This is a genomic window from Nonomuraea roseoviolacea subsp. carminata, from assembly GCF_024172185.1.
Classification (GTDB): domain Bacteria; phylum Actinomycetota; class Actinomycetes; order Streptosporangiales; family Streptosporangiaceae; genus Nonomuraea; species Nonomuraea roseoviolacea.
Genome location: NZ_JAMZEC010000001.1, coordinates 2,915,181 through 2,930,538, shown reverse-complemented (window position 1 = coordinate 2,930,538; position 15,358 = coordinate 2,915,181). Strand labels below are relative to the sequence as shown.

At 72.2% G+C, this 15,358-nt stretch carries 15 protein-coding genes and 3 tRNA genes; 15 read left to right on the top strand and 3 right to left on the bottom strand.

Translation table 11 applies throughout. From position 1 onward, the window contains the following. Window position 1 precedes the first annotated feature (1 nt). The 4 genes from HD595_RS13510 to HD595_RS13495 all read left to right on the top strand — a co-directional run bounded on the left by HD595_RS13510 (window position 2) and on the right by HD595_RS13495 (window position 5,288). A complete protein-coding gene (locus HD595_RS13510; RefSeq protein WP_253768902.1) occupies window positions 2-1,711 on the top strand; it encodes a glycoside hydrolase family 36 protein in 1,710 nt (569 codons plus the stop codon). After that, the gene (locus tag HD595_RS13505; RefSeq protein ID WP_253768900.1) at window positions 1,712-2,752 is read left to right on the top strand and encodes a LacI family DNA-binding transcriptional regulator; all 1,041 of its coding nucleotides are present in this window, start codon (window positions 1,712-1,714) and stop codon (window positions 2,750-2,752) included. Further along, a complete protein-coding gene (locus HD595_RS13500; protein WP_253768898.1) occupies window positions 2,742-4,091 on the top strand; it encodes a glucosidase family protein in 1,350 nt (449 codons plus the stop codon). Before HD595_RS13505 ends, HD595_RS13500 begins: the two co-directional genes overlap by 11 nt. A gap of 81 nt (window positions 4,092-4,172) precedes the next feature. Next, window positions 4,173-5,288 (top strand): calcium:cation antiporter, encoded by a 1,116-nt coding sequence (locus tag HD595_RS13495; protein ID WP_253768896.1) that lies wholly within the window; start codon window positions 4,173-4,175, stop codon window positions 5,286-5,288. Window positions 5,289-5,315: 27 nt separating this feature from the next. On the opposite strand, the gene HD595_RS13490 is transcribed toward HD595_RS13495, so the two are convergent. From HD595_RS13490 to HD595_RS13480, 3 genes are all read right to left on the bottom strand, one after another. Then, on the bottom strand, window positions 5,316-6,059 hold the full coding sequence (locus tag HD595_RS13490; protein WP_253768894.1) for an ABC transporter permease: 744 nt from the start codon (window positions 6,057-6,059) through the stop codon (window positions 5,316-5,318). Continuing rightward, window positions 6,040-7,077 carry an ATP-binding cassette domain-containing protein gene (locus tag HD595_RS13485; RefSeq protein WP_253768892.1) on the bottom strand — a complete coding sequence of 346 codons (1,038 nt, stop codon included), beginning with the start codon at window positions 7,075-7,077 and terminating at the stop codon, window positions 6,040-6,042. Before HD595_RS13485 ends, HD595_RS13490 begins: the two co-directional genes overlap by 20 nt. 108 nt (window positions 7,078-7,185) lie before the next feature. Further along, window positions 7,186-7,356 carry a hypothetical protein gene (locus HD595_RS13480; RefSeq protein ID WP_253768889.1) on the bottom strand — a complete coding sequence of 57 codons (171 nt, stop codon included), beginning with the start codon at window positions 7,354-7,356 and terminating at the stop codon, window positions 7,186-7,188. Between the two features lie 4 nt (window positions 7,357-7,360). Here HD595_RS13480 and HD595_RS13475 point away from each other — a divergent pair, with 4 nt between their 5' ends. The 11 genes from HD595_RS13475 (at window position 7,361) to HD595_RS13425 (ending at window position 15,306) form a co-directional block, all read left to right on the top strand. Continuing rightward, entirely contained in the window at window positions 7,361-8,383 is a 1,023-nt protein-coding gene (locus HD595_RS13475) for a lysozyme (protein WP_253768887.1), read from the top strand. Window positions 8,384-8,439: 56 nt separating this feature from the next. Then, window positions 8,440-8,967 (top strand): C40 family peptidase, encoded by a 528-nt coding sequence (locus HD595_RS13470; RefSeq protein ID WP_253768885.1) that lies wholly within the window; start codon window positions 8,440-8,442, stop codon window positions 8,965-8,967. A 70-nt stretch (window positions 8,968-9,037) separates the two neighbouring features. Next, window positions 9,038-9,241: a transposase gene (locus HD595_RS13465; RefSeq protein ID WP_175595713.1), complete on the top strand. Its 204-nt coding sequence runs from the start codon at window positions 9,038-9,040 to the stop codon at window positions 9,239-9,241. A 79-nt stretch (window positions 9,242-9,320) separates the two neighbouring features. Next, window positions 9,321-9,393, top strand: a tRNA-Thr gene (locus HD595_RS13460). A gap of 130 nt (window positions 9,394-9,523) precedes the next feature. Continuing rightward, window positions 9,524-9,597 (top strand) — tRNA-Met (locus HD595_RS13455). A gap of 21 nt (window positions 9,598-9,618) precedes the next feature. Further along, complete coding sequence (locus tag HD595_RS13450) at window positions 9,619-10,053, top strand: DUF6196 family protein (protein WP_253768883.1); 435 nt, start codon at window positions 9,619-9,621, stop codon at window positions 10,051-10,053. Between the two features lie 50 nt (window positions 10,054-10,103). Continuing rightward, window positions 10,104-13,637, top strand: coding sequence for a protein kinase domain-containing protein (locus HD595_RS13445; RefSeq protein ID WP_253768881.1), 3,534 nt, complete (start codon window positions 10,104-10,106; stop codon window positions 13,635-13,637). Window positions 13,638-13,885: 248 nt separating this feature from the next. Beyond that, a tRNA-Met gene (locus HD595_RS13440) sits at window positions 13,886-13,959 on the top strand. 70 nt (window positions 13,960-14,029) lie between these two features. After that, entirely contained in the window at window positions 14,030-14,194 is a 165-nt protein-coding gene (rpmG, locus tag HD595_RS13435; RefSeq protein ID WP_019632658.1) for a 50S ribosomal protein L33, read from the top strand. A gap of 234 nt (window positions 14,195-14,428) precedes the next feature. After that, on the top strand, window positions 14,429-14,878 hold the full coding sequence (locus tag HD595_RS13430; protein WP_253768879.1) for a MaoC family dehydratase N-terminal domain-containing protein: 450 nt from the start codon (window positions 14,429-14,431) through the stop codon (window positions 14,876-14,878). Then, window positions 14,878-15,306: a MaoC family dehydratase gene (locus HD595_RS13425; RefSeq protein WP_253768877.1), complete on the top strand. Its 429-nt coding sequence runs from the start codon at window positions 14,878-14,880 to the stop codon at window positions 15,304-15,306. The genes HD595_RS13430 and HD595_RS13425 overlap by 1 nt, the downstream gene beginning before the upstream one ends. The last annotated feature ends 52 nt before the right edge of the window (window positions 15,307-15,358 follow it).

The window sequence follows — 15,358 nt, the reverse complement described above, 5'->3', positions numbered from 1 at the left end:
CATGCAGGTCTGGGAGCCCTACGCGCTCGGCGAGACGAGCACGGTACGGGCCGGCGCCATCGAACTGGCCCTGGCCGGAGCGGCCGGGGCGGAGGTGAGGGAGGTCGCCGACGGCGTGTGGCTGGTCGACGCGCCGGGCGCCACGGCCGCGCAGTGGCGGGTGCCGTGCGTGGGCGTCAGCGCGTTCTGGACGCCGATCGGCGGCGCCCGCTGGGTGCCCCCGATCTGGAACGCGCCGCTGACGTCCCGGCTGACCGCGGGCGCGCCGGTGGTCTCGCTCGTCGGGACCGCCGGGGCCAACGTCTGCACGGTGGGCGTCGCCGAGCCGGTGGCGCCGGTGAGTTTCACGGGCGGGGTGATCGAGGAGACGGGTGAGTTCGCGTTCACCCTGCACGGGGACGGGCTGCGGTTCCGGCTGGACCTGTCGGGGCGGCCGTTCTCGGCGGCGGTGTCCGGGATGGCGGCCTGGTGGCAGGCGGAGGCGGGCGACCTGCCCTCCACTCCGGAGCAGGCCCGGCTGCCGGTCTACTCGACGTGGTACAGCATGCACCAGGAGGTCGGCGCCGCGTCCGTCGAGCTCCAGGCGAGGCTGGCCAAGGAGCTGGGCTGCGAGACGATCATCGTGGACGACGGCTGGCAGACCGCCGACCGGGCCCGCGGGTACGCCTTCTGCGGCGACTGGGAGCCGAACACCACCGCGTTTCCCGACATGTCCGGGCACGTGGCGCGGGTGCGCGAGCTCGGGATGGCGTACATGCTCTGGTACGCCCTGCCGTTCGTCGGCAAGCACAACGCCGCCTTCGAGCGCTTCGAGGGCAGGTGCCTGCGCTACCTCGACCACATGGACGCCGCCGTGCTGGACCCGCGCCACGCGGAGGTGCGGGAGTTCCTCATCGACCGGCTCGCCCAGGCGGTCGAGGCGTGGGGCATGGACGGCCTGAAGATCGACTTCGTGGACCGCTTCGCGACGCCGGGCGGCGACCCGGCCCCGTCCGAGGGGGCCGACTGCGCCGAGGTGGACGAGGGGGTCAGGCGGCTGCTGCGCGACCTGGACGCGCGGCTGCGCCGGGTCCGGCCGGACCTGCTCGTCGAGCACCGCCAGCCGTACACGAGCCCCGGCCTGTGGCCGTACGCGAACATGGTCAGGGCGACGGACTGCCCGCTCAGCCCCCAGGAGAACCGGCAGCGGACCGTGGACCTGCGGCTCGCGGCCGGGCCCGTGGCCGTCCACTCCGACATGCTCCTGTGGCATCCGGACGAGCCCGCGGAGCAGGTGGCCGTCCACCTGATCAACGTGCTGTTCTCGGTGCCGCAGATCTCGGTGGACCTGGCGGCGCAGCGGCCCGACCAGCTCGCCACGCTCCGGTTCTGGCTGGGGATCTTCCGCGACCACCTGGGGACGCTGCAGTCGGGCACGCTGGAGCCCGAGCAGCCCGAGCACGGCTACCCGCTGGTGCGGGCCCGCGACGAGCGGGCCACGATCGTCGCCCGCTACGCGCCGCTGCCCGTCGAGGTGCCGGAGACCGGCGACCTGCTCGTCGCCAACGCCGCCACCGACCCGCGCGTGGTCCTCTTCGGCGCGGGTCCCGCGCGCGTGGAGGTCCGCGACTGCCGCGGGAGCCTGGTCCGGACGACCGACCTGCCGCTGGACTCCGGGGCGAGCGTCGTCGAAGTGCCCACGGGCGGCCTGCTCACGCTGAGGAGAGACTGAGTGGCGGCACGCCGGCCACGCGAGCGCGGGGTCACCGTCGAGGACGTCGCACGGGTGGCCGGCGTGTCCCGCCAGACCATCTCCAACGCCCTCAACGCCCCGCACCGGCTGAAACCGGAGACCCTGGAACGGGTCAGCGCGGTCATCGAGGAGCTCGGCTACCGGCCCGACCAGTCGGCCCGCAGCCTCAGATCGGGCACCAGGCGGATCATCGCCTACCCGGCGCCCGTCGACGACCCGGCCAACCCCAACGCGCTCATGGGCGGCTTCCTCGAAGCGGTCGTGGCGGCCTCGGGCGAGGCGGGATACCGCGTCCTGCTCGTGCGCCCGCGCCCCGGCCAGAGCCAGGAGCAGGCGCTCGACGAGCTGATCGCGGCGCGGACCGTGGACGGCTTCCTGCTGTCGGACGTGCTGCGCGACGACCCGCGCCTGGCCCACCTGACCCAGGCGGGCTTCCCGTTCGCCGCCTTCGGCCGGACCGCGCCCGACCAGCCGCAGTCCTGGGTGGACGTCGACAGCGCGCAGGCGGTGATCGACATGGTCGGCCTGGTGGCGGCCAGAGGACACCGGCGGGTCGCCTTCCTGGCCTCCTCCTCCGGTCTGCCGTGGATGGACGACCGGCGCGACGGCTTCCTGGCCGGGGTGCGGCGCCACGGCCTGGCCGGGCAGGTCTACTCCGTGCCGGGCGACGACCCCGGCGAGATCATCAAGGCCACCCGCGAGCTGCTCACGGGCCGCGACCGGCCCACCGCGATCGTGGCCGGGGGCGACTGGCTCGCCCTCGGCGTCTACACCGTGGCGCGCGCGGAGGGGCTGGAGATCGGCACCGACCTGGCCGTGACCGCCTTCGACGACCTGCCGGTCACCGCGTGGCTCCAGCCGGCGCTGACCACCGTGCGGCTGCCGCTGCACGGCATAGCGAAGGCCCTGATCAGCCGCCTCCTCCAGATCATCGAGGACGGCGTCACCCCGCGGGCCGGCCTCGTCCTCCCCGGCGAGCCGGTGATCCGCCCGAGCCTGGGACCCCCTCATGCACTGTGACTCCGGCCACGACGATCTGACGATGGCCTCCGGCCACGATGATCTGATGGTGGCCTCCGGCCACGACGAGCTCGTGGAGATGTTCTCGTGGGCGCGTGACCGCGCGCTGCGCTGGGCCCACCCCGGCGGGACGCGCGGTCCCGTCAACGTCGACGAACACCGCCCGCGGGGCACCGGCGAGGGCGTCTATCTGCCGTCCTACTGGGCCGGGTACGCCCACCGCAGCGGCTTCTACCTGCGCGACTTCGTCCACCAGGCGGCGGGCGCGCACCTGCTCGGCCTGGCCGAGGCCAACCTGACGATGCTGCGCCGCTTCGCCGCGTCGGCCACCGCCGAGCACGGCCGTCGCCCGGTGTGGGCGTTCAACTTCGACGGCTCGTACCTGTCGATCGACTACCGCGGGCCCGGCGACTTCGTCCGTGAGGTGCCGGCGGTCTTCGAGCTGGTGGAGTGCGTGGCGCAGCTCCATCGCTGGACCGGGGACCCCGTCTACGTCCGCGACCCCGTGCTGCGCGACTACTGCGCGAACGCGATCGCCCTGCCCGCCACCGCGCGCGGGACGAGCATCTTCGAGGGCGTCGCCAGCTACAACGAGCTGGGCGGCGAGCCGCTGGCGGTGGCCGGCGACGGCCTGGCCACGCAGTACGCCGCCCACCTGGCCATGGCCGAGCTGGCCAGGGCGCGCGGCGAGGACGGTGACCGGTTCGAGGCGCGGGCCGCGGAGCTGCGCCGCCACTACGAGGAGGACTGGAAGGGCGCCCGCGGCTTCACCCTCGACGGCCGGCCGGTCACCGGCTGGGGCGCCGAGAACAGCTTCTTCATGCCGTTGAAGGGCCTGCGCGACGACCCCGCCTACCTCGACTACGTGGACGCGCAGGCGAGCGGCCCCGGCCGGCCCGCCAACGTCGAGGCGTGGACGTACCTGCCCGACGTCTTCTTCCGCCACGGGCGGACGGAGACGGCCTGGCGGTGGATGCGGGAGATCTTCCACGCGCGCACCGGCGGGCACGTGGCGGGCGGGCTCAACGGCGACTATCCGGAGGTCTCGTTCACGCTGGTCAGCCAGGTCGTGGCGGGCCTGCTCGGGGTCCGGCCGGACGCGCCGGCGAACGCGCTGACCACGCTCTCGCGGCTGCCCGCGGAGATCGGCTGGGCCGCCGTGAGCGGCATCCCGATCGGGCGGGGCACCGTCGCGGTGCGTCACGACGGCGGGGAGTCCACGACGCTCACCAACCTGTCGGGCCAGGTGACGTACACGTGGACCGCCGCCTTCCCCGACGGCTCCGCCACGACTCTGGAGGTCCCTCCGGGCGCCACGGTGACCGCGGTGCGTGACTGACCTCGGGCGACATCTCGCATGAAACGGGCATGATGAGTGTGATTGCCGTTGCTTCTGCGAAAGAAGGGCGTAAAACCCTATATGCGTCGTCACATCGCTCGTTGGTGGACCGTGGCCGTTCCGGCGCTGGCGCTGGTCGCGCTGGCGCTCACCTGGGGGAGGAGCGTCTCCGCGCTCACGGGGGGCCTGCTGGCCCTGCTGCTGGCCGGAGCCGTGCTGGCCGCCGTCCACCACGCGGAGGTGATCGCGCACCGGGTGGGCGAACCGTTCGGGTCGCTGGTGCTGGCGGTGGCCGTGACCGTGATCGAGGTCGCGCTGATCGTCAGCCTGATGCTGACGGGAGGGGAGAAGACGGCGTCGCTGGCCCGCGACACCGTCTTCGCCGCCGTGATGATCACGTGCAACGGCATCGTCGGGCTCTCGTTGCTCAGCGGCACGCTGCGGCGGCGCGTCGCGGTCTTCAACGCCGAGGGCACCGGCGGGGCGCTGGCGACGGTGGCCACGCTGAGCACGCTCAGCCTGGTCCTGCCGTCGTTCACGACGAGCGCCCGCGGGCCCGCCTTCTCGCCGGCCCAGCTCGGCTTCGCGGCCGTGGTGTCGCTGGGGATGTACGGGCTGTTCGTCCTCACCCAGACCGTACGGCACCGCGACTACTTCCTCCCCGTGGCCACCCCGCACACGGAGGCCGCCGCACGGAAGGCCGCGGAGGACGGTGCGGAGGAGCACGCCCCGAGACCGTCCGGGCGGACGGCGCTGGCCAGTCTCGGGCTGCTGCTCGTGGCCCTCGTGTCGGTCGTCGGCCTGGCCAAGGTCGAGTCGCCGATCATCGAGCTGGCCGTGGCGAACGCCGGGCTGCCCCAGGCCGTCGTCGGCGTGGTCATCGCGCTGCTGGTGCTGCTCCCCGAGACCATCGCCGCGGTGCGGGCGGCCCGGCGCGACCAGATCCAGATCAGCCTGAACCTGGCGCTGGGCTCCGCGATGGCCAGCATCGGGCTGACGATCCCGGCCATCGCGGTCGTGTCCATCTGGCTGGAGGGGCCGCTGGTGCTCGGCCTCGGCGGCACGCACATGGTGCTGCTGGCGCTGACCGTGGCGGTCTCCACGCTCACCGTCGTGCCGGGGCGCGCCACGCTGCTCCAGAGCGGGGTGCACCTGGGGCTGTTCGCCGCGTTCCTGTTCCTGGCGATCAGCCCCTAGGGCTCCGGGCGGTCGGCCCCTCCCGCGCTAGACGCCCTTGCGCAGGGCGCGGTTGCCGGCGACGAGCCCGGCCACGGCGATCAGCGCCGCGGCGGCCGTGCCGTACAGGACCGACGGGTGGGTGAGGTCGCCGGAGAAGAGCGCGCGCTGCGCGTCCACGACGTGCGTGACGGGGTTGACCTCCCCCACCGCCCGCAGCCAGGCCGGCCCGCCGTCCACCGGCAGGAAGACGCCGGACAGGAGCAGCAGCGGGAACATCAGCGCCTGCGTGACGAGCCAGAATAGGGTGCCGTCCGGCGCCGACCTGATGGCCAGCACGAAGGACAGCGCGCCCAGCCCCGTCGCGAACAGCAGCAGCATCGCGATCCCGGCCAGCGCCCCGACGGGATACAGCCGGAACCCGAGCGGGAGCGCCAGCACGACGATGAGCACGGCCTGGCAGAGCAGCACCGCGGTGACCTTCATGGTCCGGCCGACGAGCATGGCCGTGCGGTCGATCGGGGTGACCAGGAGGCGCTCCAGGGAGCCGCCGATCAGCTCCACCAGCATCGTGTGGCCGGCGCCCATCGAGCCGGTCAGGCACATCATGACGAGGATGCCGGGCACGAACCACTGCCAGGACGAGCCGACCGCCCCGTCCAGCAGCGCCCCGTACAGGAACAGGAACACCAGCGGCTGCCCCATCTCCAGCACCAGCCCGACCGGCGCGCGCAGCGACGGGGTGATCTCGCGGCTGAAGACGATGGCGGTGTCACGCAGGAAGGTCGTCATCGGTGAGGCTTCTCCCGGTGAGGGTGAGGAACACGTCGTCGAGGGTGGGGCGACTGGTCTCGGCGGTGGCGGCCTTGACGCCGGCCTCCTCAAGCGCGCGCAGGTAGGCGGGCAGGGCGGCGGGGGCGCGGGCGACCCGCACCCGCACGGTCGTCCCGTCCACGGTGACGCCGTCCGGCGCCTCCGTCGTCACGCGGGCCGGCGCCTCGGTCGCCGCGTCGTCCGGCGCCTCCCTCGTGACTCGGGCCGGCGCCTCGGTCGTCGCGCGGGCCACGGCGGCGGCCGTCGCCGCCTCGGCCTCCGTCCTGGTGGTGATCGTGATGTGGTCGCCGGCCAGCTCGTTCTTCAGCCGGCCGGCCGTGCCGTCGGCGATGATCCGGCCGCCGTCCACGATCACCACCCGCTCGGCCATGGTGTCGGCCTCCTCCAGGTAGTGCGTGGTCATGAACAGGGTCGTGCCGTACACCTCGCGCAGCCGCGTGATGTGCTCCCAGATGTCGGCGCGGCTCCTGGGGTCGAGGCCGGTGGACGGCTCGTCCAGGAAGAGCAGGTCGGGCCGGTGGACGAGGCCGAGGGCGATGTCGAGGCGGCGGCGCTGGCCGCCCGACAGCGTGCCCGGCTTGCGGCTTGCCTGCGCGCGCAGGCCGAGCAGGTCCAGCAGCTCGTCGGCGCGCCCGGCCGCCGCCGCGGTCGTCATGCCGTAGCAGCGGCCCTGGCTGACGAGCTCGTCGCGGACCTGGAAGTTCTCGCCGGCGCTGCTCTTCTGGCCGACGTAGCCGATGCGGGCGCGCACCCGGGCGGGCTCGCGGGCGACGTCGTGGCCGGCGACCGTCGCGGTGCCGGAGCTGGGCGGGAGCAGCGTGGTGAGCATGCGCAGCGTGGTGGACTTTCCGGCCCCGTTGGGGCCGAGGAGGGCGACGAGGCTGCCGGCCTCGACGTCGAGGTCGATGCCGCGTACGGCGTGGACGGTCTCCTTCTTGACGGTGAACACTCGGGTCAGCGCCCGGGCGTGGATCATGCTGTGGCTCCTCAGGGCATGGCGAGGAGACCCCGGCCGGGGTCGTTCTTGGGAATCCAGGCCATCCTGCGACCGCATATCCCTTCCGGGCAAACGCGAACGTTGTGTTCACATACGGCGCTGACCTGCGAAAACGACGTCATCGGCAAAGGGCTGCCGGAGGTTTTTTTCCGACCCCGAGCTGCGCTTTTCGGAAACAAGGCGATTTTTTGGAGAAAGCGCTTCGATAACGGCCGACTCATTCGGCTTGCGGCCAGGTGAGGGCTCCGCGATGATCACCGCCGTGAATCGTCTCTGGGGGGCCGCCGTCGCGGCCGTGACGGCCGCCGCCGTGGCCGTGTCCGGCGGGTCCGGCGCGGCGGCGGACGGTGCGATCGCCGGGGTGGACGTCAGCAACTGGACCGGCGCGGTCGACTGGGGCGCGGTGACCTCCGGCGGCGGCAGGTTCGCCTACGTCCAGGCGACCGAGGGCGTCGACTACCGCAACCCGCGCTTCGAGGAGCAGTACGGCGGCGCCCTGGCGGCCGGGCTCGTCCGCGGCGCGTACCACTTCGCCCAGCCGCACGAGTCCGACGGCGCGGCGCAGGCGGAGTTCTTCCTGCTCAACGGCGGCGCCTGGAAGTCCGACGGCTGGACGCTGCCCGGCGTGCTCGACCTGGAGGACAACCCGTACAAGGACCGCAACGGCAAGAACGCCTGCTACGGCCTGTCGCCCGCCGACATGGTGAGCTGGATCAAGGGGTTCACTGACAGGTACCGGCAGGAGACCGGCCGGCGGGCGGTCATCTACACGACCACGAGCTGGTGGCGCACCTGCACGGGCGACTCCGCCGCGTTCAAGGCCAACCCGCTGTGGCTGGCGCGCTGGGGAGCCGACCCCGGCGAGCTGCCCAAGGGCTGGAAGCGCCACACGTTCTGGCAGTCGGCCGAGAAGGGCACGCTGCCCGGAGGGCAGAACACCTTCAACGGCACCCAGGACGAGCTGGAGGAGCTGGCCAACCCGCCCGCCGAGATCACCGTGGCGGGCCAGGCCAGGAGCCGCACCCGCTACACGGTCACGGTGTCAAACACCGGGCCGCACCCGGTGACGCAGATCAAGGTCTCCGGCCGCGCGTACGGCGGGCAGCGCGTGGTGGCGGCGCCCGGCTGCTCGTTCAGCGGCACGGCGGTGCGCTGCGAGATCGCCGAACTGGGGCGCGGCCAGAAGACCACCCTGTCCTTCACCACCAGGCCGCGCCGGGCCAAGGGCACCGTGGGTCTGCGGTTCACGGTCGGGTCCGTACGGCTGACCCTGAGCGCCTCGTGAGGTGATGAGGCAGGATCTCCACAGAGGAGACCCTGACCTACCGAGGGGAGCGCCGGGTGTCCATCAGGCGGCGGATCGCGCTGGTGACGGCGCTCCTGCTGGTGACCGCCACCGCGTCGGTGCCGCTCATGCCGTACGTGCAGCCCGAGATCGTGCGGATCGCCCTGCGGATCGAGGGGCAGCGGATCGCGTACTCGTGGGGCGGCGGGCACGGCAGCGACCCGGGGCCGTCGAAGGGCACCTGCGCCGGCTACCGGGGGAGGATCCTGCCGTGCCCGGCCGAGCGGACGCGCGGGCTCGACTGCTCGGGCCTGTCCCGCTGGGTGTACGCGCAGGCGCACGGCCAGGACGTGCTCGGCCCGGGCACCACGAACGACCAGGTGCGCAGGATGCGCCGGGTCGTCTCGGCGCTGCCCGGCGACCTCGTCTTCTTCGGCCGGACCACCGCGAAGGGCCTCGACACCCACCACGTCGGGATCTATCTCGGTGACGGCAAGATGATCAACGCGCCGGAGACCGGGGCGTTCGTCCGGGTGGACCCGATCTCCCGGCTCAAGGACTTCGCCGGCTTCTACCGGCTCTGACGCTCCCGGTAGCGTGTGACGCGTGTCGCCTTCCGGAAAATGAGAGACCCGAGGGCTAATCTGTGCCGCTATGGACAGTCGATGGGTCGGGCCTGACGGTTTCGAGATCGTTCCGGGGCTGCGCGACGGCCGGCAGGTGCTGCGGGTGCGCCGTGACGGGCGGGTCGTCGCCGACTGCTTCTCGGTCGCGGAGGTCGCCGCGCTCGTCGATCTGGCCGACCTGTGCGAGGTGGTCACCCTGCGGCCGCGGCGCGGCTTCGAGGCCGTCGGCTGACGCGACCTGCGCGGTCTCGTCCAGTTCGCATCATCGCTGAGGGCCGTGTATGGTTACACCTGTCCGCAGCGCCGGACAGGCCCCTATAGCTCAGTCGGCAGAGCGTCTCCATGGTAAGGAGAAGGTCAACGGTTCGATTCCGTTTGGGGGCTCTCGCTCTGAACAGGCATGACGCCCGACCCGCATCGCGGAGTCGGGCGTTTCGCGTTCCGGATAGACGTACCGGATAAAGCGGTGGCGGCCGGCCCGCCGCGGCTGCGATAGTCGAGATCGTTCGCCGATGCCTGCATAGCTCAGTCGGTGAGAGCGCCGCACTCATAATGCGGAGGTCCCAGGTTCGAGTCCCGGTGCAGGTACCCCCAGGGAGATGATCATCGATGGTCAGCGTCAGCAGGGAGACGCCGGAGCGGACCGAGGCGCGTCTGCGCCGGGTGATCGCCCAGGCCGATCTTGTCGTGCACGAGGGCGTCTGGTGCTTCGAGGAGTCCCCGATCGACCGGCCGCCGGCGCTCACCGCCGACACGCTGGCCGTGGTCCGCGACGACCAGAGCTGGAGCCGCCTGGTCCCCCTCGCGCGGGAGCACGAGCACGTCGAACGCTTCGGCATCTTCTCCTTCCACTTCCCCGCCGAGCTCGACAACAGCGGCTTCGTCGGCTGGCTGGCCGGCCTGCTCAAGACGAGGCTGGGCACCGGGGTGTTCGTCGTCTGCGGGAGCAACCGCGCCCGTGGCGGCATCTACGACTACTGGGGCTGTCCGATCGACCTGTTCGACGAGGCCGTCGCCGTCGTCGAGGCGCTGCGCGCCGGCTGAGCCCTTCCGGCGGCCGGAACTTTGTCGGCGGGCCCGGCATCTAACTCGCCGTGGAAGCGCTGATCGCCGGAGACCCGCAGCACATCGGGGAGTACTGGCTTGCGGGCCGGCTCGGCTCCGGCGGTCAGGGAGTCGTCTACGACGCCTACGACCGCGACGGGCGCAGGGTCGCGCTCAAGATGCTCCATGCGGCCGACAACGAGGCGGGCCGCGACCGGTTCGCGAAAGAGGTGGCGGCCGCCGGCCGGGTGGCCTCCTTCTGCACGGCCAGGGTGCTGGCCTCCGACCTGTCGGGCAGCAGGCCGTACATCGTCAGCGAGTACGTGGCGGGGCCGACCCTGCGCCAGGCGGTCGACCGGGGGCGCCGCTTCACCGGGGACGACCTGCACCGGCTGGCCACCGCGATCGCCACCGCGCTGACCGCCGTGCACGACGCGGGCGTGATCCACCGGGACCTCAAGCCGGACAACGTGCTGCTCGACGCGGACGGCCCGCGGGTGATCGACTTCGGCATCGCGCGGACCCTGGACATGTCGCTGACCAAGACCGGCGAGGTGTCCGGCACGCCCAGCTACATGGCGCCCGAGGTGTTCACCGGGCAGCGGGCGGGCGCGCCCGCCGACGTGTTCGCCTGGGGGTCGATCATGGTGTTCGCCTCCACGGGTCAGGACCCGTTCAGGGCCGACAACCTGGGCGGGGTCATGCACCGGGTGCTGTCGGCGCAGCCCGACCTGAGCGGCCTGCCGCCCCGGTTGGCCTCGCTGGTGGCCGCCGCGATGGAGAAGGACCCTTCGGCCCGTCCCACGGCCCGCGACCTGCTGCTCGCGCTGGTCAGCGGCAACGCCGCGGACACGCGCGGGCTGCTGACCGCGGGCAGCCGCGCGGCCAGGGGCGTGTACGTGCCCGACGCGGCCGACCCGGCGCTGGGCACGATCGCCGAGGACGCGTACGGCGCGCTCGCGCCCGACGAGCGGGAACTGGCCGCCGAGGTCTTCCTCCGCATGGTGGCGGTCACCGACGACGGGTACGAGGCCGTGCGCTGGGCGCTGAAGGAGGAACTGCTCGCCGGCCGCTCCGAGCGGGAGGCCCAGGCCATCGAGCGCATCCTGCAGGTCTTCTCCTACCTGGTGACGCAGAAGGACGACGCGGTGGCGCTGTCGCGTCCCGCCCTGCTGCGCGCCTGGCCGCGGCTGCGGGTGTGGGTGGACGGCGACCGTGACGGCCTGGCCGTCCTGAGCCAGATCAGCAGCGCGGCCCGCCAATGGGCCGACAACGGGCGCAAGGACGGCGACCTGCTGCAGGGCAGCCGCCTCGACCACGCGCTCACCTGGGCCGCCACCGGGCGCAGGCACATCACGCTGACCCCGCAGGAACGTGACTTCCTCGCCGCGGGCACCGAGCTGACCAGGAGACGCATCCGCCGCAGGCGGCTGACCACGATCGCGCTGGCCGGGCTGCTGGCGGTGGCGCTGGCGGCGGGCGGTCTCGCGGTGCTGCAGGGCAGGCAGGTGGCCGAGCAGAGCGCCGTGGTCGCCCGGCAGCGCGACCAGGCCGTGGGCCGGCAGGTCGCGGCCGAGGCCGACAGGTGGCGCACCACCGACCCGGTCAAGGCGATGCTGCTCAGCGTGGCGGGCTGGCGGCTGGCCCCGGACACCGACACCAGGCGGAGCCTGACGACCTCGCTGACCATGCCGGAGAGCGCGGTCTTCCGCGACCCGGGCGCGAAGGGGGTCTCCGCGACGGCGGCGGCGGCCGACGGGCGGACGCGGGTCATCGCCGGCGAGGACGGCGTGCGGGTCTACGACGTCCCCTCGCGGCGGCAGACGGCGTTCTGGAAGTGGCCGAGCGGGTTCGCCGCGCTGCCGACGGCCGCCGCGCTCAGCCCGAGCGGCAGGACGCTGGTGATCGTCAGCAGGAACAGGGCGTACTCCTGGGACACCATGACGGGCCGCAAGCTGCACGAGCACGACGTGAGCGAGGACTCCCCGGGCGTCCACGTCGTCTTCGACGCGCACGAGAGCCTGGTCGCGGTGATGCGGGAGAGCACGCTGGAGTACCTGTGGAACACCAGGACGGGCAGGTCCTACGCGCCCTCCCCGATGCTGGAGTCGGACTCCGCCGCCCCGGCGATCGCGGCGTCCGGCGCCTACGTCGCGGGCATCGGGGTCAACCAGGGCGGGCTGAAGGTGATCCGCCTCTCCGACCTCACGGTGGACACCCGGATGCCGAAGAAGTGCGGCACCGTGGTGGCGTTCACCCCGGACAGCCGGCGCCTGCTGTGCGCGAACGGCGACGTCGAGGAGTGGAACCTGGACACCGCCACGAAGGTGACCGACGAGGACCGGCCGTTCTGGCAGGAGTCGGCCTCGGACGACTTCGTGAACGGGCGTCTGCGGGTCAGCCGGGACGGCCGCAGGCTGCTCGGCGTCGACGGGAGGACGATCCACCTGTGGGACGCCGAGAAGGGTGGCGAGCTCTACACCTACCAGGCCGAGGGCCCGCTCGGCGACGCCTGGCTGGACCCCGCCGGCAGGACCATCCGCTATCTGCTCGACAGCTCGATCGTCACCGTCGACCTCGGCTCCCGCGTCTCCTCCAGCAGGCTGCCGGACGGGTACCAGGTCAGCGCGTTCAGCCAGGACGGCCGCCTGATCGCCGCCACGAAGGACGCCCACCCCATGCGCGTCTGGGACACGCACCGCCTGGGCGCGCCGATGGCCGGCAGCGAGGGCGCCGGCAGCCCGCTGTTCGATCCGGCGGGCAGGCGGCTGGCCGCCGCCGGTGAGGACCGGGCAGTGTCCCTCTGGGACGTGGCCACGGGCGCGCGCCGCTGGCGCCATCCCGTTCCCCAGGGGCAGTTCGTGCTGTCGAGGACGTTCACCCCCGACGGCGGCGAGCTGGTGCTGTCGCTCGCGGAGGAGAGCGAGCGGGACGCGCGCAACGAACTGGTCGTGCTGGCCGCCGACACCGGCCGCGTGCTCGCCCGGCACAAGCTCGACACCACCACGGGCACCATCGTCGCGACCCGCGACGGCAAGGCGGTGGTGAGCAACATCGGCAAGGTGTTCGACCTGAGCACCGGCAAGGTCGTCGGCCGCGGGTTCAACGGTGCCGGGGAGGCCATCGCGGTCAGCCCCACGGCGCCGCTCCTCGCCCTCGGCGCCGGCACCGTCGAGCTGTGGGACAGCGCGCAGGGCGAGGAGAGGCCGCCCGCCTTGCGCGTGGCGAACGACGCCCAGGTCGAGGCCGTGCTCTTCAGCCACGACGGCGCCCTCCTCGCCCTGATCAGCAGGTCCATCGGTGAGACGTTCGACGACGTGTACACCGCCCAGGTCTGGGACGTCGGCTCGCGGCAGAGGCTCGGGTCCTTCCCCATCGAGATCCTCGACCTGCTGGCGTTCAGCGCCGACGACCACACGCTGTACGTGTCGGGCAACAGCTCCGGGACCGTGACCGCGATACCGGTCGACGGCAACCGCGTCGCCGAGCTGGTGTGCAAGCGCGCGGGTCGCACCATGAGCCAGGAGGAGTGGAGCCAGTACCTGAAGGGCGTGTCCTACCGCGACGTGTGCCCGGCCTCGTAGGTGGCGTGCTCCTGGCCCCGCTGCTACGCTGGCGCGCACTCCGGCGCGGATCCGTGAGCCGCCGCCCCTCCAGGCCCGCTCGGAGTGATCGGCCGGTTCCCGGAATGCGGGAACGGGCTGCTGACGTTGAATTCGTCAGAGTGGTGCTCCTGAGGCATACTGGGAGCACCTACCCGATCAGGTGAAGTACATATGTGCTTCACAGGTCGGGTATCCTCTACGGGCCGGGTCGTTTCATCCGGCTCAAAGGCGGAGTAGCTCAGTCAGGCAGAGCAAACGGCTCATAATCGTTGTGTCGCCGGTTCAAGTCCGGCCTCCGCTACTGCCCCTCCCCAGGTCACCGACCTGGGCAGTGGTATGTCCTAGTCCCAAACGTAGAAAGGCACTCCCACGTGGCTGCCACCGACGTTAGGCCGAAGATCACGCTGGCCTGCCAGGAGTGCAAGCACCGCAACTACATCACGCGGAAGAACCGGCGCAACGACCCGGATCGGCTTGAGCTGAAGAAGTACTGCCCCAACTGCCGCTGCCACCGCGCGCACCGCGAGACCCGCTAGCTCCTCCCCCGAGCGCGGCTCGCCAGGCAGTACCACCTGGCCACACGCACCACACAACCGGCGCCCCGGATCGAGGCGCCGGTTTGTCGTGTGCCGACGTGGTTCGCGCCTGTGTCGTGGAGGGGACGGCACAGGCCGATCCCGTCGGCAAAAACCCGGAAAAGCGACGGCGACAGCCGAACGTTGTTCTGTTAGCGTCTGCCTCGACGGCGCAGCACATGCGAGGGAGCGCAGATGGCCTTGAACCGTGACTTCGTCGGACGCACCTACGCGTCCAGCGCCCCGTACGAGGTCAGCCGGGTGAAGATCAGGGAGTTCGCGGCCGCCATCGGCGACGCCAACCCCATCTACCGGGACAAGGAGGCCGCCCGCGCGGCCGGGCACCCCGACGTGGTCGCGCCGCCGACGTTCCCCATCGTCTTCAGCCTCCAGGGCGGCAGCGAGGCGCTGGTCGACCCCGACCTCGGCCTGAACATCGCGATGGTCGTCCACGGCGAGCAGCGCTTCGAGTACCACCGCCCCGTCCACGCCGGCGACGAGCTGGTCACCAGCGCCACCATCACCGAGATCCGCAGCGCCGGCCGCAACGAGCTGATGACCATCCGCAGCGAGGTCACCACCGTGTCCGGCGAGCCGGTCTGCACCACCTACAACACGATCGTCGAGCGCGGAGGTGCGGCCTGATGACCGCGACGGTGAAGTACGACGAGGTGGAGGCGGGGCAGGAGATCCCGGCCGCGGAGTACCGGGTGCGGCGGGTCAACCTGGTCATGTACGCGGGCGCGTCGGGTGACTTCAACCCCATCCACTGGAACGAGCGCTTCGCCAAGGCCGTCGGGCTGCCCGACGTCATCGCGCACGGCATGTACACGATGGCGCAGGGCGGCCGCTTCGTCACCGACTGGGCCGGCGACCCGGCCGCGGTGGTGGACTACGGGGTGCGGTTCTCGTCGATGGTGGTGGTCCCGGACGACGACGAGGGGACCACGATCACGGTCAGCGGCGTGGTGGAGGAGAAGCTCGGCGACAAGCGGGTGGTCGTCGGCCTGACCGCCCGCGCGGACGACGCCAAGGTGCTGTCGCGGGCCCGTGCCGTCGTCCAGCTCGCCTGAGCGACCGCCGCGGCCCGTTGACCTGCGGGCGCGATGATAGGGCGGGCGGCTT

Bases quoted from the DNA above. Each gene is read 5' to 3' on its own strand.
- HD595_RS13510 (WP_253768902.1), top strand. From the start codon at position 2: ATGCAGGTCTGGGAGCCCTACGCGCTCGGCGAGACGAGCACGGTACGG.
- HD595_RS13500 (WP_253768898.1), top strand. From the start codon at position 2,742: ATGCACTGTGACTCCGGCCACGACGATCTGACGATGGCCTCCGGCCAC.
- HD595_RS13495 (WP_253768896.1), top strand. From the start codon at position 4,173: ATGCGTCGTCACATCGCTCGTTGGTGGACCGTGGCCGTTCCGGCGCTG.
- HD595_RS13490 (WP_253768894.1), bottom strand. From the start codon at position 6,059: ATGACGACCTTCCTGCGTGACACCGCCATCGTCTTCAGCCGCGAGATC.
- HD595_RS13485 (WP_253768892.1), bottom strand. From the start codon at position 7,077: ATGATCCACGCCCGGGCGCTGACCCGAGTGTTCACCGTCAAGAAGGAG.
- HD595_RS13465 (WP_175595713.1), top strand. From the start codon at position 9,038: ATGGACAGTCGATGGGTCGGGCCTGACGGTTTCGAGATCGTTCCGGGG.
- HD595_RS13450 (WP_253768883.1), top strand. From the start codon at position 9,619: ATGGTCAGCGTCAGCAGGGAGACGCCGGAGCGGACCGAGGCGCGTCTG.
- HD595_RS13430 (WP_253768879.1), top strand. From the start codon at position 14,429: ATGGCCTTGAACCGTGACTTCGTCGGACGCACCTACGCGTCCAGCGCC.
- HD595_RS13425 (WP_253768877.1), top strand. From the start codon at position 14,878: ATGACCGCGACGGTGAAGTACGACGAGGTGGAGGCGGGGCAGGAGATC.